The sequence below is a fragment of the Vibrio rubrogenes genome, assembly GCF_059641415.1.
Genome location: NZ_JCARSY010000002.1, coordinates 209,372 through 226,218, shown reverse-complemented (window position 1 = coordinate 226,218; position 16,847 = coordinate 209,372). Strand labels below are relative to the sequence as shown.

Annotated in this window: 15 protein-coding genes; 7 read left to right on the top strand and 8 right to left on the bottom strand. The window is 46.4% G+C overall.

Translation table 11 applies throughout. From position 1 onward, the window contains the following. Positions 1-194: 194 nt before the first annotated feature. The 5 genes from thiI to rlmM all read left to right on the top strand — a co-directional run bounded on the left by thiI (position 195) and on the right by rlmM (position 5,213). Positions 195-1,643 carry a tRNA uracil 4-sulfurtransferase ThiI gene (gene thiI / locus AC55NX_RS03150; RefSeq protein ID WP_496994413.1) on the top strand — a complete coding sequence of 483 codons (1,449 nt, stop codon included), beginning with the start codon at positions 195-197 and terminating at the stop codon, positions 1,641-1,643. Between the two features lie 515 nt (positions 1,644-2,158). Next, complete coding sequence (locus tag AC55NX_RS03145; protein ID WP_496994412.1) at positions 2,159-3,082, top strand: transcriptional regulator GcvA; 924 nt, start codon at positions 2,159-2,161, stop codon at positions 3,080-3,082. Next, entirely contained in the window at positions 3,069-3,737 is a 669-nt protein-coding gene (locus tag AC55NX_RS03140) for an alpha/beta family hydrolase (RefSeq protein WP_496994461.1), read from the top strand. The genes AC55NX_RS03145 and AC55NX_RS03140 overlap by 14 nt, the downstream gene beginning before the upstream one ends. Then, positions 3,727-4,125: a DUF423 domain-containing protein gene (locus AC55NX_RS03135; RefSeq protein WP_496994460.1), complete on the top strand. Its 399-nt coding sequence runs from the start codon at positions 3,727-3,729 to the stop codon at positions 4,123-4,125. Before AC55NX_RS03140 ends, AC55NX_RS03135 begins: the two co-directional genes overlap by 11 nt. Next, on the top strand, positions 4,122-5,213 hold the full coding sequence (rlmM, locus tag AC55NX_RS03130; protein WP_059120247.1) for a 23S rRNA (cytidine(2498)-2'-O)-methyltransferase RlmM: 1,092 nt from the start codon (positions 4,122-4,124) through the stop codon (positions 5,211-5,213). The genes AC55NX_RS03135 and rlmM overlap by 4 nt, the downstream gene beginning before the upstream one ends. Positions 5,214-5,255: 42 nt before the next feature. Here rlmM and xni read toward each other — a convergent pair whose 3' ends face one another. The 5 genes from xni to queF form a co-directional block, all read right to left on the bottom strand. Continuing rightward, complete coding sequence (gene xni, locus AC55NX_RS03125; protein ID WP_496994411.1) at positions 5,256-6,038, bottom strand: flap endonuclease Xni; 783 nt, start codon at positions 6,036-6,038, stop codon at positions 5,256-5,258. Positions 6,039-6,122: 84 nt separating this feature from the next. Beyond that, positions 6,123-7,487 carry a nucleotide 5'-monophosphate nucleosidase PpnN gene (gene ppnN, locus AC55NX_RS03120; RefSeq protein ID WP_496994410.1) on the bottom strand — a complete coding sequence of 455 codons (1,365 nt, stop codon included), beginning with the start codon at positions 7,485-7,487 and terminating at the stop codon, positions 6,123-6,125. A 219-nt stretch (positions 7,488-7,706) separates the two neighbouring features. After that, positions 7,707-9,008, bottom strand: a complete 1,302-nt coding sequence (locus tag AC55NX_RS03115) for a GGDEF domain-containing protein (protein WP_496994409.1) — start codon at positions 9,006-9,008, stop codon at positions 7,707-7,709. Positions 9,009-9,316: 308 nt separating this feature from the next. Next, the gene (locus tag AC55NX_RS03110) at positions 9,317-11,599 is read right to left on the bottom strand and encodes a tetratricopeptide repeat protein (RefSeq protein WP_496994408.1); all 2,283 of its coding nucleotides are present in this window, start codon (positions 11,597-11,599) and stop codon (positions 9,317-9,319) included. 23 nt (positions 11,600-11,622) lie between these two features. Beyond that, a complete protein-coding gene (gene queF, locus AC55NX_RS03105) occupies positions 11,623-12,468 on the bottom strand; it encodes an NADPH-dependent 7-cyano-7-deazaguanine reductase QueF (RefSeq protein WP_496994407.1) in 846 nt (281 codons plus the stop codon). Between the two features lie 192 nt (positions 12,469-12,660). On the opposite strand from queF, the gene syd reads away from it, so the two are divergent. Further along, positions 12,661-13,209: a SecY-interacting protein gene (gene syd, locus AC55NX_RS03100; protein WP_496994406.1), complete on the top strand. Its 549-nt coding sequence runs from the start codon at positions 12,661-12,663 to the stop codon at positions 13,207-13,209. A gap of 3 nt (positions 13,210-13,212) precedes the next feature. Continuing rightward, complete coding sequence (locus tag AC55NX_RS03095) at positions 13,213-13,989, top strand: Zn-ribbon-containing protein (RefSeq protein ID WP_496994405.1); 777 nt, start codon at positions 13,213-13,215, stop codon at positions 13,987-13,989. A 111-nt stretch (positions 13,990-14,100) separates the two neighbouring features. Here AC55NX_RS03095 and AC55NX_RS03090 read toward each other — a convergent pair whose 3' ends face one another. The 3 genes from AC55NX_RS03090 to metN form a co-directional block, all read right to left on the bottom strand. Further along, on the bottom strand, positions 14,101-14,910 hold the full coding sequence (locus tag AC55NX_RS03090; protein WP_496994404.1) for a MetQ/NlpA family lipoprotein: 810 nt from the start codon (positions 14,908-14,910) through the stop codon (positions 14,101-14,103). A gap of 90 nt (positions 14,911-15,000) precedes the next feature. Next, a complete protein-coding gene (locus AC55NX_RS03085; protein ID WP_496994403.1) occupies positions 15,001-15,678 on the bottom strand; it encodes a methionine ABC transporter permease in 678 nt (225 codons plus the stop codon). Then, positions 15,668-16,702 carry a methionine ABC transporter ATP-binding protein MetN gene (gene metN / locus AC55NX_RS03080; protein ID WP_496994402.1) on the bottom strand — a complete coding sequence of 345 codons (1,035 nt, stop codon included), beginning with the start codon at positions 16,700-16,702 and terminating at the stop codon, positions 15,668-15,670. Before metN ends, AC55NX_RS03085 begins: the two co-directional genes overlap by 11 nt. Between the last annotated feature and the right edge of the window lie 145 nt (positions 16,703-16,847).

Sequence of the window (16,847 nt, the reverse complement as noted above, 5' to 3'; positions counted from 1 at the left end):
TGACCCCACGGGCATATTCGTGATCCTCTCTCATGAGCACTCTCCGAGAACCGATTTCAGGAAGAATAGATGTTTTCCCTGTCATCGCTTCTCGTGTATAATTCCGCGCCTTTCATTGCTGTTTGTTGATGCTGTTGACAGCTAAACCGTGTAAACCAGACAGTGACGTATTAATCTGAGTTGCGAATGATCCTATGAAATTTATTGTTAAGCCCCATCCGGAAATTTTTGTTAAAAGTGAATCGGTACGGAAACGTTTTACCAAAATTCTCGAATGTAATATTCGCAATATTATTAAACGACGGACAGAATCGGTTGCGGTTTTTAACCGTCGTGATCATATCGAAGTCACCTCAGAGAGCGATCGATATTATGCTGAAACACTGGAAATTTTGACTCATACACCGGGCATTCATCATGTGCTTGAAGTACAGCAGTCCGAATTCAGTGACCTCCATGATATTTACGAACAAGTGTTGGCGCACAGCCGACATAAAATTGAAAACAAAACCTTTGTGGTTCGCGCGAAAAGACGCGGTCAGCATGACTTTACCTCGATTGAACTGGAACGCTACGTCGGTGGCGGATTGAACCAAGCGGTTGACAGTGCCCGGGTGAAACTCCACAACCCAGACGTTGTAGTCCGGGTTGAAGTGTCAGGCGATAAACTGAACCAAATTATTGCCCGTCATCGCGGTTTGGGCGGGTTCCCGCTCGGGACACAAGAAGATGTACTGAGTCTGATTTCCGGCGGGTTTGATTCCGGTGTTTCCAGTTATTTGCATATCAAACGTGGCTCAAAAGTCCATTATTGCTTTTTTAATTTAGGCGGTCCGGCGCATGAAATTGGCGTGAAGCAAGTAGCTTACTATCTATGGAATAAATTTGGTTCGTCTGCCAAAGTCCGTTTCATTGCTGTTGATTTTGAACCGGTTGTGGCGGAAATTCTGGAAAAAGTCGATGACGGGCAGATGGGCGTTGTGCTGAAACGTATGTTTATGCGGGCAGCGGGGATGATCGCTGAACGATTTGATATTCAGGCACTGGTCACCGGCGAGGCGTTAGGGCAGGTTTCCAGCCAGACACTGACCAATTTGCGTCATATTGATGGTGTAACTGAGCGTTTGATTTTACGTCCGCTGATCAACTGGGATAAAGAAGACATTATCAATCTTGCCAGAGATATCGGTACCGAAGACTTCGCCAAAACGATGCCTGAATATTGCGGGGTTATTTCTCGTCGTCCGACAGTCAAAGCGGTTCAGGCAAAGCTGGAAGCAGAAGAAGCGAAGTTTGATTTTTCAATTTTAGATCAAGTGATCCACAATGCTCGTCAGATGGACATCCGCGATATTGCTCAGGAAACGGAGCAGCAGGCACCGGAAGTTGAACTGGTTGATGCGATTCAGGAACATGCCGTCGTGTTGGACATTCGTAGCCCGGATGAAGAAGATGAGCATCCGTTGGTTCTGGAAGGGGTAGAAGTGAAACACCTGCCTTTTTACAAGCTGGCAACTCAATTCGGTGACTTGGATCAGTCAAAAACTTATTTATTGTACTGTTCTCGCGGTGTCATGAGCCGTTTGCAAGCGTTATACCTCAAAGAACAGGGTTTTGAGAACGTGAAGGTTTATCGCCCTTAAAACCGTTCTGCCCGATAAGACCAGCCGCAGTGACATCCCGGCTGGTTTTTTTATTGGGGCTGATCGAGTCAAAGGTGAATGTTCGGAGCGGAACAAGAGCGAAGTCCTGAAGTATCGCAGCGGAAGTGTCGTAGTAAATCCGTGGCTTGATTTGTGAGTGTTTTTTGACACGATGATGAATCGTGGTTGATTGAACAGCAGAAAAACCATAGAGCAGATAAAAATACACCGCCCATCGGAAGGCGGTGTGAAATATTTGACAGACAGGTCAAAATAAATACAGGAAGTATGCTTTGTGGCTGGGAGCCACAGAACAAGTGGTGAAACACCACATACTCGAAATACGAGTTTGCAAACACAACATCGCAACACAAAGTCTATTGATCCTAAGGAGAATCAAGTCATTCAGACTTGTCTGCGGCAGAAAATATAGGGTTTTTCTGGCAGGTAAACAATGGACAAATTATAATGCTTCGCATAAAAAAAACTAATCCATTTCAGTTAAGGATCATGGTGTGAACAAAAGGTTGCCTCCCCTGAATGCATTGCGGGTTTTTGAGTCTGCAGCACGTCATTTAAGCTTCACGCAAGCTGCGGAAGAGTTATATGTCACTCAGGCCGCAGTGAGCCATCAAATCAAGTCGTTAGAAGAATTTCTCGGGTTGAAGCTATTTATCCGAAGAAATCGCTCTCTTTTATTAACAGAAGAGGGGCAAAGTTATTTTTTTGAAATTAAAGATATTTTCACAGCGATTCAGGAATCGACGGATAAGCTCCTGTCCCGCAGTGAAAAGGGGACATTAACCATCAGCTTGCCACCAAGTTTTGCTATTCAATGGCTGGTTCCCCGTCTGGCTGACTTTAATCAGCAGCAACCGGATATCGATGTTCGGATAAAAGCAGTTGATAGAGAAGAGGGCTCTTTAGTGGATGATGTTGATGTCGCCATTTATTACGGCAAAGGGCTGTGGCCGGGATTAAGAACAGATAAACTTTATCAGGAGTTCTTGATTCCGCTCTGTTCGCCATTATTGCTGGCGCAGGGAAAACCACTTCATTCACTGGAAGATTTATCTCATCATACGTTGTTGCATGATACCTCCCGGCAGGACTGGAAAACCTTTGCCCGGGAAAATCATTTGTCAGGCATAACTGTTGATCATGGTCCGATTTTCAGTCACTCGACAATGGTATTACAGGCTGCTGCTCATGGTCAGGGGATTGCGCTGGGCAATAATGTGTTGGCTCAGCCGGAAATTGAAGCCGGGAGGCTGGTGCCATTATTTGATAAAGTGCTGATGACCGATAACGCTTTTTATCTGGTTTGCCATGAGAAACAGGCCAATACCGGACGGATTGCCACATTTCGCAACTGGATGTTGAACCGAGCCCGACGAGAACAAGAGGTCATTTTAGATGAAAACTATGACAGCGAGTAACAGTGTGGACAGCAACGTATACCAACCGGGTAGTGCACATGTACAGCTGAACGGGCCCGATGATGGCCCGGTATTTATTTTTGCCCATGGTGCCGGGGCGGATATGGATCATGAGTTTATGGCGCATATTGCGTGTGGATTGGCCGACAAAGGCATTCGCGTGGTTCGTTTTAATTTTCCGTACATGATCCGCAGAGCACAGGAAGCGAAGAAGTTTCCACCGGATCGTGCCCCGAAACTGATGGCTGCTTTTGAGTCTGTCATTCAACATTATGCGACTCAACCCGTGGTGATCGGTGGGAAATCCATGGGTGGGCGCATTGCGAGTCTGCTCACTCAGCATGAGTTGGTGAAAGGGATTGCTTGCCTCGGTTTTCCGTTTCATCCGCCGGGAAAGCCGGAGAAACAAAAGGGCGAGCATTTAGCAACGTGTGAAAAGCCATGTCTGATTTTACAGGGAGAACGGGACACGTTTGGCTGCCGAGAGGAAGTGATGGCAATGCCGCTGAGTCCGCAGGTTGAGGTGGTTTATGTGCCCGATGGCGACCATAGCTTTAAGCCCCGCAAAAGTTCAGGTTATACCGAGCAAGACAATCTGGCCTCGGTGGTGGAACAATTAAGTGAGTTTATCCGGAGCATTCATGATGAAAAGTAAATCGCTATTTCTTTTTGCTGCCTGTTTTGGGGCGTTTGGGGTGGGGTTGGGCGCGTTTGCTTCCCACGGTTTAAAAACGATTCTATCCCCGAATTTACTGGCAGTCTTCGAAGTCGGCGTTCGTTATCAGTTTATCCATACCCTCGCTTTGTTAGGGTGTGGCGTGATGATGCTACTGTCATCGCACCAAACGGTGCAGAAATATTTTTATCGGGCCGGAATCTGTTTTATTATCGGCATCTTTTGCTTTAGCGGCAGCCTGTACGCATTAGCGTTGACCGGCGTGAAATGGTTTGGTCCTATCACGCCTTTCGGCGGTGTCTGTTTTATTGTTGGATGGGTGCTGATGTTTGTCGCTGCATGGAATATGAAAGAGGTGAATCAGTGAAGCAGGTCATGCTCTATTGCCGTGCCGGTTTTGAGAAAGAATGTGCCGGAGAAATCCAAGACAAGGCAAGCCGAATCGAAGTGTTTGGGTTTCCCCGTCTGAAGTATCAGACCGGATATGTGCTGTTTGAATGTTATCAGGAGGGGGATGCCGATAAGCTGATTCGTGAGATCGACTTTCAGAGCCTGATTTTTGCGCGTCAGATTTTTGCAGTCTGTGTGACGTGTGAATCCTTACCGACAGATGATCGGATTTCTCCGATTCTCCAGTCTTTGGCTGAGATTGAAGGGATACCTCGCTGTGGTGATCTGCGGGTCGAAACACCGGATACCAATGAAGCCAAAGAGTTGCTGAAATTTTGCCGTAAATTTACGGTGCCGCTGCGTCAGGCATTGCGGGGAAAAGGCATTCTGTTTGGCAAAGACGAGCCGAAGAAACCGGTGTTGCATGTCTGTTTTATTGCCCCCGGCCATTGTTATATCGGCTATTCATATACCAATAATAACTCCCCGTTTTTCATGGGGATTCCCCGTTTGAAGTTTCCGGCGGATGCACCGAGTCGTTCGACCCTGAAGCTGGAAGAAGCATTTCATGTCTTTATTCCCCGTTCGGAATGGGATGAACGTTTAGCCTCAGGTATGTGGGCGGTTGATCTGGGGGCATGTCCCGGTGGATGGACGTATCAGTTGGTGCAACGTTCGATGTTTGTGCATGCGGTCGATAATGGCATGATGGCTGAGAGTCTGATGGACACCGGACAGGTCAAACATCATATGGAAGATGGCTTTAAATTTGAACCACCGCGTAAGAATGTGACTTGGTTAGTGTGTGATATGGTCGAAAAGCCGGCTCGGGTCGCACAACTGATGGGTGAATGGTTGATCCGCGGATGGGCAAAAGAGGCACTGTTTAATCTGAAGCTGCCGATGAAGGGACGTTATGATGAAGTGTTGCAGGATATCGATAACCTGAAACATTTTCTGAAGGATAACCATGTCAATTTTCGGTTACAGGCCAAGCATCTTTATCATGATCGGGAAGAAATTACCGTGCATGTTCGGAGTTTGTCCAATATTTCTCCTCACTGAGTGAGTAGTAGCTTTGATTTCCAGATGCTGGGAGCGTGTCGATTATGACTCGCTCTCCGGTGGCTGAAAGCGAATATCTTGCAGGTTAAATCCCAGCTGAATATCGGTTTTGAGGGTTGCGACGGCTTTGCACTGACGTGCCAATTCAATATGTTCTGTGAGTTTTTTCTGATATTTCTTCGGCAGCTCCGTACTTTGGTAGGCTTGCTCAATATCGCTAAACTGATTAAGAATTTCCTTCGCCGCTTTAGGGCCAATCCCCGGTACACCGCTGACTTGACTGGAATGAATGCCAGTGAGCGCCCAGTAGTCACACAGTTGTTCGGGACGTACACCGAATTCTTGAGTGATAAATTCCTGATCCAACCACCGATGCTGGAAATAATCCCGAATTCTCAGGGTCGGAGAGAGCAACTGACAGTAGCCTTTATCGGTTGAAATGATGGTTACTTGTTCCTGATGACTGGCAACCTTGGTCGCCAGCGTGGCAACCAGATCATCGGCTTCGTCACCACTGGAGAGGAGAGAGTCGATACCGATTTCCCACCATGCCTGTTGAATGGTGTCCATATTTTGTCTCAGAGCATCGGGCATCGGTTGCCGTTTTTCTTTATATTGAGGCAGCAGTTCTGCACGCCAACCGCGATCATCAGAATCATGATCAAACACAGCAATGATATGCGAGGGAGACGTCTCTTGAATGATTTTGGCTAAAGTCCGGCTGGTTGTTTGGCACGTTCGTTCAATATCTTCAGCATTGGGTTGTGCTGAGTGAACGCGGCGAATCAGGTTGAGTGCGTCGATAATGACAAGGTGTAAAGACATCAGCGTTCTTCGCTCAGGAGAATATTAAAATAAGGGCCGAAGCCCCTATTCTAGTGGATAATGGCGTATTCGGGCAACCCATGCTTAATTGCTGGCAATTTTATAGCAGGGTTCATAAGCATGTCCGCCGGGCAGCTTCATGCGGTTCTGTTGGACGAAATCTTTCAACAGCTTGTCCATTTTTTGCATGATTGCCCGCTCTCCATCGATGATGAAAGGACCATGTTGTTCGATTTCCCGAATTCCTTCTGCCTTGACATTCCCTGCTACAATTCCGGAAAACGCCTTGCGTAGGTTGGCAGCGAGCACTTCCGGTTTCTGGTTCATGTGCAGATCAAGATTCGCCATCGCATGATGATTTGGCACAAATGGCAACTGAAACTCCGGATCAATTTTGAGTGACCAGTTGAAACTGTAAGCATCACCATGCGCTTTTCTAAATTGACGGACAACGGGCATTGCCTCATTCATTTTGCGCGCGACTCTTGCGGGATCATCAATGATAATCTGATAGTGTTTGCAAGCCGCATCTCCCAACGTTTCACTGATAAACTGATCGATTGAGTTGAAATAGTCTTCGCTGCCTTTCGGGCCGGTCAGAATAATCGGTAGCGGTTGCTCAGCATTGTCCGGATGCATCATGATGCCGAGAATATATAACAGTTCTTCAGCCGTGCCCGGACCACCGGGGAAAATTATAATACCGTGCGCCATACGAACAAACGCTTCCAGACGTTTCTCAATGTCTGGCATGATGATCAGCTCGTTCACGATCGGGTTCGGTGGCTCGGCCGCAATGATTGAGGGTTCGGTCAGGCCGATATAGCGTGCATTTTTATAACGTTGTTTCGCGTGGCCGATTGCCGCGCCTTTCATCGGACCTTCCATGGCTCCCGGGCCACAGCCGGTACAGATGTTGAGCTCACGCAGTCCGAGTTCATTGCCGACTTCGCGGGTGTACTGGTATTCAACCGGATTGATTGAATGACCGCCCCAGCAGACCACTAAGTTCGGGGTGAGTCCGGGCACGAGTGTCCGGGCGTTACGCAAGATATCGAAAACTAAATTGGTGTTGTAGACGGAATCGGTCAGATTATATCGTTTGCTGTCTGCGACATGCATATTGACATAAACAATATCACGTAACACGGAACAAAGGTGTTCTTGAATCCCTTTGATAATCTCGCCATCAACGAAGGCATGTTCAGGTGGTTCAATCAATTCTAGTTTGATGCCCCGTTCCCGTCTGAGGACGTTGACGTCAAAGTTCTGATATTTATCCAGTAGCTCTTTAGAGCTGTCGGTATGACTGCCAGAATTCAAGACAGCAAGTGTACAATTTCTGTAAAGTTGGTACAGATCCCCGCTGGATGCAGTTTTCTTCAGGCGTTCCACTTCAATCTGCGAGAGCAGATCCATACTTCCGGTCGGGCTGATATGAGTAATCATGAATGCCTCCTTGATAATAAGTACGGAATAATATGTTTTTCTAATAGGTTGAGGCTAATGATAAATAAATATAATAACTGTATGATTTTACAGTAACAATCTAGTCCGTAGATGATCAACTAGGGAACTGAAACTGTTCAATGATGTGATGTTTATCACTCTATTGTGTTGGATTGGTTAAAAAATACTCACCTCTAAGGGGGTTATGCTTAAAACGCTTTATTGCCAACTGACTTGATTTGAGCCGGCTTTTTTGGCTTTTTGTAATGCATGATAAACCCGTTCCAGAAGCTCTTCCGGTATATCACCTTCTTGAAATGCGACGCTGGCGGCACTCAGTGTAATAGTGAGATGTTTATCTTTAAATTTGAAAGGAAGCCGTTCGACTTGACGTAAAATGGCTTGTACCAGCAGATAACTTTCCTGTTCGGCACGATCCGGCATGATGATCATGAATTCTTCACCGGAAAAGCGAGCGACCGTATCGGTATCGGACAGTTCTTTTTGAATTGTTTTGGCAATGATTTTCAGGGCTTTATCGCCGGCTGAGTAGCCAAAATTTTTGTTGAGTCCCTTAAAGTTATCGATATCGAGTAACACGACTCGCAGGGGATGTTGATTCTTGATCCACCGATGATATTCTAATTCCAGACGGTTATGAAAAGCTGCTCGGTTATACACTTTGGTTAATGGGTCTTGCAGCACTCTCTGCGCTTGGTCTTCGAGTCGGCAGCGATAGTCTTGAGTCGATTCGTATAGTGACTCTGCCTGATTGCGAGTGTATTCCATCCGTTCAATCAATGCTTTTTCACGCAGCTCAGCGTGCGTGAGTCGTTCGGATAAAGCCGTCAACTGAGCCAGTAAAGGTGTTAACCCCGATTTGAGTGAAGCAACATCCTGTTCTTCTTTCAGAATCTTGTTACTTCGGCTCATGAGGGTGTTGAACTCTCGATTCATTTCCTGACGGTGTGACAGATAACTCTGATTCTGTTGAATGCTCTGTTTGGTACTTTTGAGATGCGTTGCTAAAGAATGATTGAGCTGCTCAAGGAATTGTTCTGACTTCTTACGCTCGTGGGTTGTTCCTTCAACGACCAGACGCAGCACTTCCAGCGTCAGCTCCAATAGTGTATCGGGTGTCACGCCGACCAATAGCTTGGCGCGGATATCCATCAGCACCTCTCCCGACTCGCCTTCAAAATCCAGCTCGGTGATCAGTGTTTGCAGCTCATCGGATAATTTGTTGTGCAGTGCTTGTTTTGCCGTGTGACTAATCGCACTTGAACGGTGTGGATTGGTTGCAATAATTTTGACTGAGCGCTCATAAAGGCCCAGCAATTTTACCGCTTGCTCTGATTTTGGCGATGAATGAACAGAAGAGACGTTCAATAGATCGCGAAGATCCCGTTTTACCTTTGAGGGCAAACCGGGAATTCTTAACAAAGTCTCTCCGCCATGACGAATGTGGCGTTCAAGATTGGTCATTGGTTTTTCCATAGTCAACGTCTGTTGTTTCAGCATGTGTCAATCACAGCAAATTCAGGGGAGCTGCATATTTACATTTTGTTGTTTTGTTCGTTGTTACCAACGTAACCTTTGGCCATTTGGCATGTCATTGTCACGTGAACAGATGACAGAAAAATGATACATCGTTTCAGTACGCTGTTCTCCCCTTCAAATTTGAACCGAAGTCGCTTGGTGTGTCAAACTTTATTGAGTTGGGATCTAAATAGGGTCAGACAGGATGACGATGGAAATGGTGCTCGTCATGAATGTTCGAACCGATGAACCCAGCCAAAGTTATCAGTAAAGCACGGCTGAGGCCGTGTTTATGTATCCTTGAGCAGATTCTTGATGCTTTCTTCATTTTTATGTGAAGAATGCACCTTAATCAGCCCTTGGCTAATCGCCTGTCGGCAGGCTTGACGAATATCATTTGTTGCAAAGCTGGCCGCCGGGGCATTGTCGATTGCTTTCAAATAGACCCAATGGCTACTCTGTTCCGTGATGCTGAGCTCTCTTGACGCACTGGTCGCCATCAGCAGGATATCCAGTAACTCCTTCTCATTGATGGCAGTGTAAGCTTTCGGCAAAAACGGATAATCGGTGATGCCGATTCGAATGATCCGATTCAATTGACTGGATGGCTGGAACTCATTCACCCACGTTTGAATTTTTTCGAACAATGCCTGCGGAGATGTTTCATAGTTCTCATCGGTTTGCATATGGTTGTTTTCCACATAGACAAGGTTGGCATCCGTAAAATGAAACAGCCGTGTGTGTTCGTCCAGCTTGTCTTTCAGGTATTCGCCCAACGCTAACTCAAGCTTGAGACCTTCTGTGTAACCGTGTTCAAGGTACATATTGCGCAAGAAAGGAATATCGATCATCGCAAACCGTAACCGATCACTGAGAGGTTCGTGGATTAACTCACCGATATGCCATTGCTCATAGGTATGGCTGCTCTTTTGCAAAGAAGAAGAGAGATCTTCATTGAGCATGCGTAAATTGTTCAAACGAGAGCGGGAATGCATAAACAAGTGATTGTTAAGATATTCGATCTCTTCGCTCTGCTGTCGGATAATGTAGCCACGTCGTAAAATGAGTAGAAAGAATACAAATCCAGCAGCAAACAGACCGTAAGCGATATTTTGTAAGTACCGATAATGTTTTTCTTGTTGCTTCAGTGCCCGATCCTGACCTGCCAAATGTAATGTTTGTTCGACAAACATTTTTTGTTGTTTAAACGCTTCTTCACTGATGTGATTGAGTTGATTTTGTTGTCTTTGACTCAACTGATTGTACTGACGTGAATAGTTGAGTGCTTCCAGATAGTGTCCTTGCTTCTCGGATGACTCTGAGAGTAGCTTAAACGCCTGCCTCAATGTCTGATCATCCTGAGTTTTGTCCGCCAGCACCGTGGACTGACGTGCCAGTGCTATCGCCCGCGAGGTATCCTTTTGATAAAAAGCGATACCGGCTTTCAGCAGCAGCGTTTGTCCCTGGAGACGGGGAAAGTTAAACTGCGCCAGTAATGGCTCGATCGCTGACAGATAATCCTCGGCTAGCGGGTAATTATAGAGTTGCATATAGGTCGATGCCAGACGAATTCGTATTGCAATGAAGAGTTGCATGTCGTGCTGTGTGACAGAATGGTCCAGCACGTTCAGGTAGTAAACCAGTGCCAGATTGAATTTACTTTGTTGGAAGTAGATGTCTCCCATGCGTCTGAGAATGTCAACTAAAACGGGAGATTCTTCATAAGCTTCATAAAAATCAGCTGCTTGGCCGAGGTAAAGCAGGGCTCTGTCCAGTACCTTACGTTCATAAAACAGTTGTGCCAAGAGCGAGTTAGTCATCGCCAGTAATGCACTGTCATTGGATTCTAATGAACTCCAATAAGCGGTCAGCAGCTCTGACAGTGCTTTATTGTAACGCTTGTGATTCAGGTAGTGCTTGCCGACCTGAATATGATACTCGATCTGTCTTTTGACGGATTGTGTTTCACTAATATAGGCTTTGGCCTCTTCATAATGGCTTTCTGCCAGTTCATTTTCATTGGATTTTGAGGCAATTTCAGCCAGAAGCATCAAAATATTATAGTGAATTCGTTTGCCAAGCTGTTCAGCATTTTTAAGCTGAGCCAATGCGGCGGAGAGTTTTTTGAGTTGAGTCCGTGCCTGTTGTGCGTCATGGTCGAGGAGCCAGTTCAGACGGATTTCCAACTGACGCACCTCGATTTCCAGATAAGGGAGCTGGTATTTTTGGGTTAATGCGATGGCACTTTTCAGATAGCGCAGGGCTTCATCATAATACCCTTGGCGAAACAGTGCCTGAGCCAGAATCCCCATGGCCTCAACACTGGAATTCGGTGTGCGGATGAGGTTGTCTGAGCTTTCATTGGTGATCTTCGACGGAGTTTTCTCGTTCGTATCCGATAAGGTTCTTTTGGTCAGATAAGTTGATGTGAGTGACTGTGCTTCCTTCGGCGAAATATCCAGAAGCAGGTTGGCTTCTTCCAATGTGGGAGAGGTATAAACACTCGCAAACACCACATGGTAGCTACTGAGAAGCAACCATAAAGATAGCGCATTCCGGACGGTTTTGATCATCTGAACGGTAACTCCCAGCCTGCTTATTGACGTGCCATACGCAAAACGCTGGCTGGCTGGTTATCTTCCGTTGAACGATAAGGATTAATATCCAGTCCGCCCCGGCGGGTATATCGTGCATAAACAGTTAACGATTGTGGCGCGCAATATTTCATCAGGTCGGTGAAAATCCGTTCCACGCACTGCTCATGAAACTCATTGTGTTCACGGAAAGAGATCAGATAGCGCAGGAGTGCTTCGCGATTGATCTGTCTGCCACGATAACGTATTTCAACGCTGCCCCAGTCCGGTTGATTGGTGATGAGGCAATTGGATTTCAAGAGGTGACTGTGCAGGGTTTCTTCAACAAAGGTATTTCCGGTTGCTTGTTCCAGATAGGCCGCGTTGAATGCATATTGGTCGATTGCAATATCCTGCTCGTCAATACATTCACCTTCCATGGTGATGATGTGTTGGTGAGTGAAATCATTGACATGTCTGAGATTAACCGTGACTTCTTCGCCGGCACAGTCAGATAAATCAGCACTGAGTCTGGCATGAACCGACTGCCAATCATCAAATTTTGTCTGATTAAAGCTGTTTAGATAGAGTTTAAACGACTTGGATTCGATTAGATTCGGGCTGGTGGCAGGGATTGAAACATATCCGATTGCGACTTGCGGTAACCCTTTAGCGTTGAGCCATGATAGCTCATAAAGCGTCCAGAGGTCACACCCCTGAAACGGCAGTGGCTCCGATAACTGCAGGTCATCTCGGTTTAGGCTTCTAGGGACTGCTTGCAGCAGTGAAGGATCATAATGACTTGCATAGATAGTATCTTGGCCTAACTTAAGGTCAGCCAAGGCTTCGGTATCGGAATATTTGCTCATGCTCAGGACTAAATTCGTTTAGAATACGGGGAATTTTACGCAATCCACCCGCCAATGTCATTAGGCGCGGGCTGTCTTCGTGAGATGATCGATAAATTATCGGAGAAAACCGATAATCTGCGGAGCGCGATTGCTTTCTTTGGCCCGGGCCGGAGAAAATGGCGGTATCACAGTGATAATTCGGAGAATAACATGAGTGAAATGGTTCTATCATCATCCCTGACGCGCTTTTGTCAGCGTTATGTCTTGGCATATCAACAGGAACATGGTTGTTTGCCAATGAATTCCGAATTAGCCGATTGGCCTTCACCTTGTATTGAGACGACCCAGAACGACATGGTGTACTGGCAGCCTGTCAGCCGGAGTGAACCTGCTGACTTTTCAAATACTGAGCAGGCAATTGAGCTGAATTTACATGAGGATATCAAGGCGTTTTACGGTACACAGTTTTGTGCCGATATGGCGGCTCGCTGGCAGGGGGAGTCACTGACGTTACTGCAAGTCTGGAGTGAAGACGATTTTGCCCGGTTGCAGGAGAATATTTTAGGCCATTTGGTGACCCAACGCCGTTTGAAACTCAAACCCACTGTTTTTATTGCTTCCACCGATGCGGAACTCGATGTGATTTCGATTTGTAATCTGAGTGGTGAGGTTATTTTGGAGCGTCTCGGCACGTCAAAACGGGACATACTGGCACCGACACTCGATGCTTTTTTAGAACAATTAGAACCGATGGTGTAACTGATGTACGTTGTTGAACTCCAGTTTGAATGTTTTGATAACACAACGGTTGCAGCCGTTGAAGGTGTGATTTCGGGGTTACTGGAAGCATTACGGTTTAACGGGCAGATTCTGGGACGGGAATTTCCTGTTGTCATGGGAGACGGTGAGTTTTTTGTCCGGGCGGTCTGTGCGGAAAAACAGAGTTTGCATCCGAGTTATCATTCCGATTTTGTCCGCAGATGTATCGCAAGACTGGCTGAGGCGAGTTTACTCGCCCCGAAAGTGCGTGTCCTTGGGCGAGATATGCACTCGGAGCAAACGGATCCCGATGAACCGCGTCAATGGCAGGTGCTTTATACCACCTATGTTCATACTTGCTCACCATTGCGTAATGGTGAGACGCTCCTACCGATTCCTTTATACCGGATTCCTGCAACCTTTAATGGTGATCATAAAGCGGTAATTAAGTGGCAGACGGAATGGCAGGCTTGTGATGAGCTACAGATGGCCGGCGGGTGTCAGGCTGAACATGCAGCTTTAAAAGAGATCATGATGCCGGATAGTGATTTGTTCCGGCGAGGCTGGGATTTGCGAGGGCGCATTGAATATGTGACGAAAATCCCTACTTACTATTATCAGTACCGCGTCGGTGGAACCAGCTTGGAAGATGAGCAGCATCGTTGTTGTCCGAAATGTGGCAGCGAATGGCGGCTAGCCGAACCTCTGCACGATATTTTCCATTTCAAATGTGATTCATGTCGGATTGTTTCGAACCTGTCGTGGGATTACCTGAAGTAAGTGTTCATCAAAATGAAGCAATAAAAAAGGGCATTGAATGCCTTTTTTTATTGCCAAGACAAATGAGTACCGAGACGGATGTTGTTATCGTGTTGACTGTAAAATTTGGTTTTACCAGCCTTTTACAACACCGTCATTGAAGATTTTCATTGCTGCGTTATAAACTTCATCAGTCTGATAAGCTTTGACAAAGTTTTGCACGTTTTCATCATTGACGTTATTTTCACGCGCAACGATCAGGTTGACGTACGGTGATTCTTTGTCTTCGACAAAAAGACCATCTTTTTCCGGAGAAAGGTGCAGTTGGCTGGCGAAAGTTGTATTGATAATCGCAATGGAAACATCATCCAGTGAACGAGGCAGTTGTGCCGCATCTAATTCAAGGATTTCTAACTGCTTTGGATTTTTCACAATATCTTGCACGGTCGCTTTCAGACCAACACCATCACGTAAGGTAATCAGACCTTGCTGCTGAAGGAGGATCAGTGAGCGGCCGAGGTTAGTCGGATCATTTGGCACGGCAATCCGATCACCATCTTTCAGCGCATCAACTGATTTGATTTTTTTGGAATATCCTGCAATCGGATAAACAAACGTATTGCCGGCAATCTTTAATTTGTAACCACGATCTGCAATTTGCTGGTCCAGATATGGTTTGTGCTGGAATGCGTTTACATCCACAGAACCGTCATCAAGCGCTGCATTGGGCGTGACGTAATCGGTGAATGTGACCAGATCAACATCAAGATTATATTTATCTTTTGCCACTTTTTTAGCGACTTCGGCAACCTGTGCCTCCGCACCGGCGATCACACCCACTTTGATTTTGTTATTATCGGCGGTTTTGTCACCACAGCCAGCCAGCACGAGTGCTGAAGCTGCCGTAGCAATGGTTAGTAACCCCTTTAGACTTAATTTCATAAACTTCTCCTTGGCTAATCCTGAGTGATGATCATCAATCATCGATGTTTTTATTGTGTACCTGTAGTTAACTATCCTGTCTGTAGTCAACTATCTATGGTCAACTCGGCGTACGACGGCATCGCCAATTGACTGAATAATCTGAACGAGAACAATGAGCATGATAACAGTCACAGCCATCACAGTAATGTCATAACGGTAGAAACCATAACGAATCGCCACATCGCCGAGACCACCGCCGCCGACAGTTCCGGCCATTGCCGAGTAACTGACCAGTGTCACCAGCGTAATGGTGACGGAATTGAGAATGGTTGGCATCGCTTCCGGCAACAGAACTTTGGTGATGATTTGCAGCGGTTTCGCTCCCATCGCTTGGGCAGCTTCAACGAGACCGGCAGGGACTTCCAGCAGCGCCCCTTCAATCAGTCGGGCCACAAACGGAATTGCACCGATAGTCAATGGGACGATTGCCGCTGTTGTGCCGATAAACGTGCCGATCAAGAGTTTGGTTAACGGGATAATCGCGACCATCAAGACCAAGAATGGCACCGAACGGCCAATGTTGACCACTGCACCTAATATACGGTTAAGACGTCGGTTTTCCAGCAACCCTTTCGGTTTTGTGATATGCAGAATAACACCGAGCGGAATACCGACGAGAAAGCCGACCAGACCGGAGATTGCAACCATGTAGACCGTTTGCCAGGTGGCATTCAAAATCAGATGATTGTTTTGACTGATCCAGTCAACGATGAGGTTAATTGACATACCCAAGGACCTCTACTTTTACATGCTGTGAACGGAGATATTCAATCGCTGCCTGATCGTTGGCATCTTCTCCGAGGAGTTCTGCGACCAACATGCCAAATTTGACACCACCGGCATAATCGAGATCCGAACTGAGAATATTCACATCTATATTAAAATCCCGTGAGATATGTGAAACCAATGGGGCATCAACCGTGGCGCCGGTAAACTCCATCCGAACGAGCGGATAACTGCCCGGCACGCGTTGCGGATGGAGACGACTTTCATAATCTTCCGGAATCGATAAATCCAGTGTCGAGCGAATAAACTGGTGAGCGAGCTCTGTTTTCGGATGGGCAAAAATATCGCTGATACTACCTTTTTCAACCAACTCACCGTCACCGATGATGGCGACTTCGTGACAGATACTTTTAACGACATCCATTTCATGGGTAATCAGCAAAATCGTAATATCTAACTGGCGGTTAATCTGTTTGAGTAGTTGTAAAATCGATTGGGTCGTCGCCGGATCCAGTGCACTGGTGGCTTCATCACATAACAGTACTTTAGGATCACTCGCCAATGCGCGTGCGATAGCAACGCGTTGCTTTTGTCCGCCACTGAGGTTAGATGGATACGCCTGTTTTTTGTCGGTAAGGCCGACAAGTGTCAGCAATTCATTCACTTTATTATGGATATACTGCTGATTCTGACCTGCAAGTTCCAGCGGTAAAGCAATATTGTCAAATACAGTTCGGGATGATAGCAGATTAAAATGCTGGAATATCATGCCGATATTGCGTCTGGCCTGACACAACTGAGCTGCGCTCAATTTGGTCAGATCAACACCGTCAACAATCACTTCACCGCTGGTGGGAGACTCCAGCATATTGACACAGCGTATCAGCGTACTTTTCCCTGCACCGGAAGAACCGATCACACCAAAGATCGTCCCTTGCCGGATATGGAGATTAATGTCTTTCAGGGCGAGTATTTGATTGTCGCCTTGACCAAACATTTTATTGACGTGATTTATTTCAATCATTAGAAACCCTGACTAGGAGTACTTAGCTTATTCATTGAATTCCACCTCAGATGACGAATTGTATGCTGAGGTATGGTGTGTTGATAGATGAAATTGTATTCGACCCGAACAACACCTGCGATTTGGTAGTGGATGCTATGGCTTC

Bases quoted from the DNA above. Each gene is read 5' to 3' on its own strand.
- queF (WP_496994407.1), bottom strand. From the start codon at position 12,468: ATGAGCAAATATTCCGATACCGAAGCCTTGGCTGACCTTAAGTTAGGC.
- metN (WP_496994402.1), bottom strand. From the start codon at position 16,702: ATGATTGAAATAAATCACGTCAATAAAATGTTTGGTCAAGGCGACAAT.
- syd (WP_496994406.1), top strand. From the start codon at position 12,661: ATGAGTGAAATGGTTCTATCATCATCCCTGACGCGCTTTTGTCAGCGT.
- xni (WP_496994411.1), bottom strand. From the start codon at position 6,038: ATGTCTTTACACCTTGTCATTATCGACGCACTCAACCTGATTCGCCGC.
- AC55NX_RS03095 (WP_496994405.1), top strand. From the start codon at position 13,213: ATGTACGTTGTTGAACTCCAGTTTGAATGTTTTGATAACACAACGGTT.
- AC55NX_RS03135 (WP_496994460.1), top strand. From the start codon at position 3,727: ATGAAAAGTAAATCGCTATTTCTTTTTGCTGCCTGTTTTGGGGCGTTT.
- thiI (WP_496994413.1), top strand. From the start codon at position 195: ATGAAATTTATTGTTAAGCCCCATCCGGAAATTTTTGTTAAAAGTGAA.
- AC55NX_RS03090 (WP_496994404.1), bottom strand. From the start codon at position 14,910: ATGAAATTAAGTCTAAAGGGGTTACTAACCATTGCTACGGCAGCTTCA.
- AC55NX_RS03110 (WP_496994408.1), bottom strand. From the start codon at position 11,599: ATGATCAAAACCGTCCGGAATGCGCTATCTTTATGGTTGCTTCTCAGT.
- AC55NX_RS03085 (WP_496994403.1), bottom strand. From the start codon at position 15,678: ATGTCAATTAACCTCATCGTTGACTGGATCAGTCAAAACAATCATCTG.
- AC55NX_RS03140 (WP_496994461.1), top strand. From the start codon at position 3,069: ATGACAGCGAGTAACAGTGTGGACAGCAACGTATACCAACCGGGTAGT.
- ppnN (WP_496994410.1), bottom strand. From the start codon at position 7,487: ATGATTACTCATATCAGCCCGACCGGAAGTATGGATCTGCTCTCGCAG.
- AC55NX_RS03115 (WP_496994409.1), bottom strand. From the start codon at position 9,008: ATGCTGAAACAACAGACGTTGACTATGGAAAAACCAATGACCAATCTT.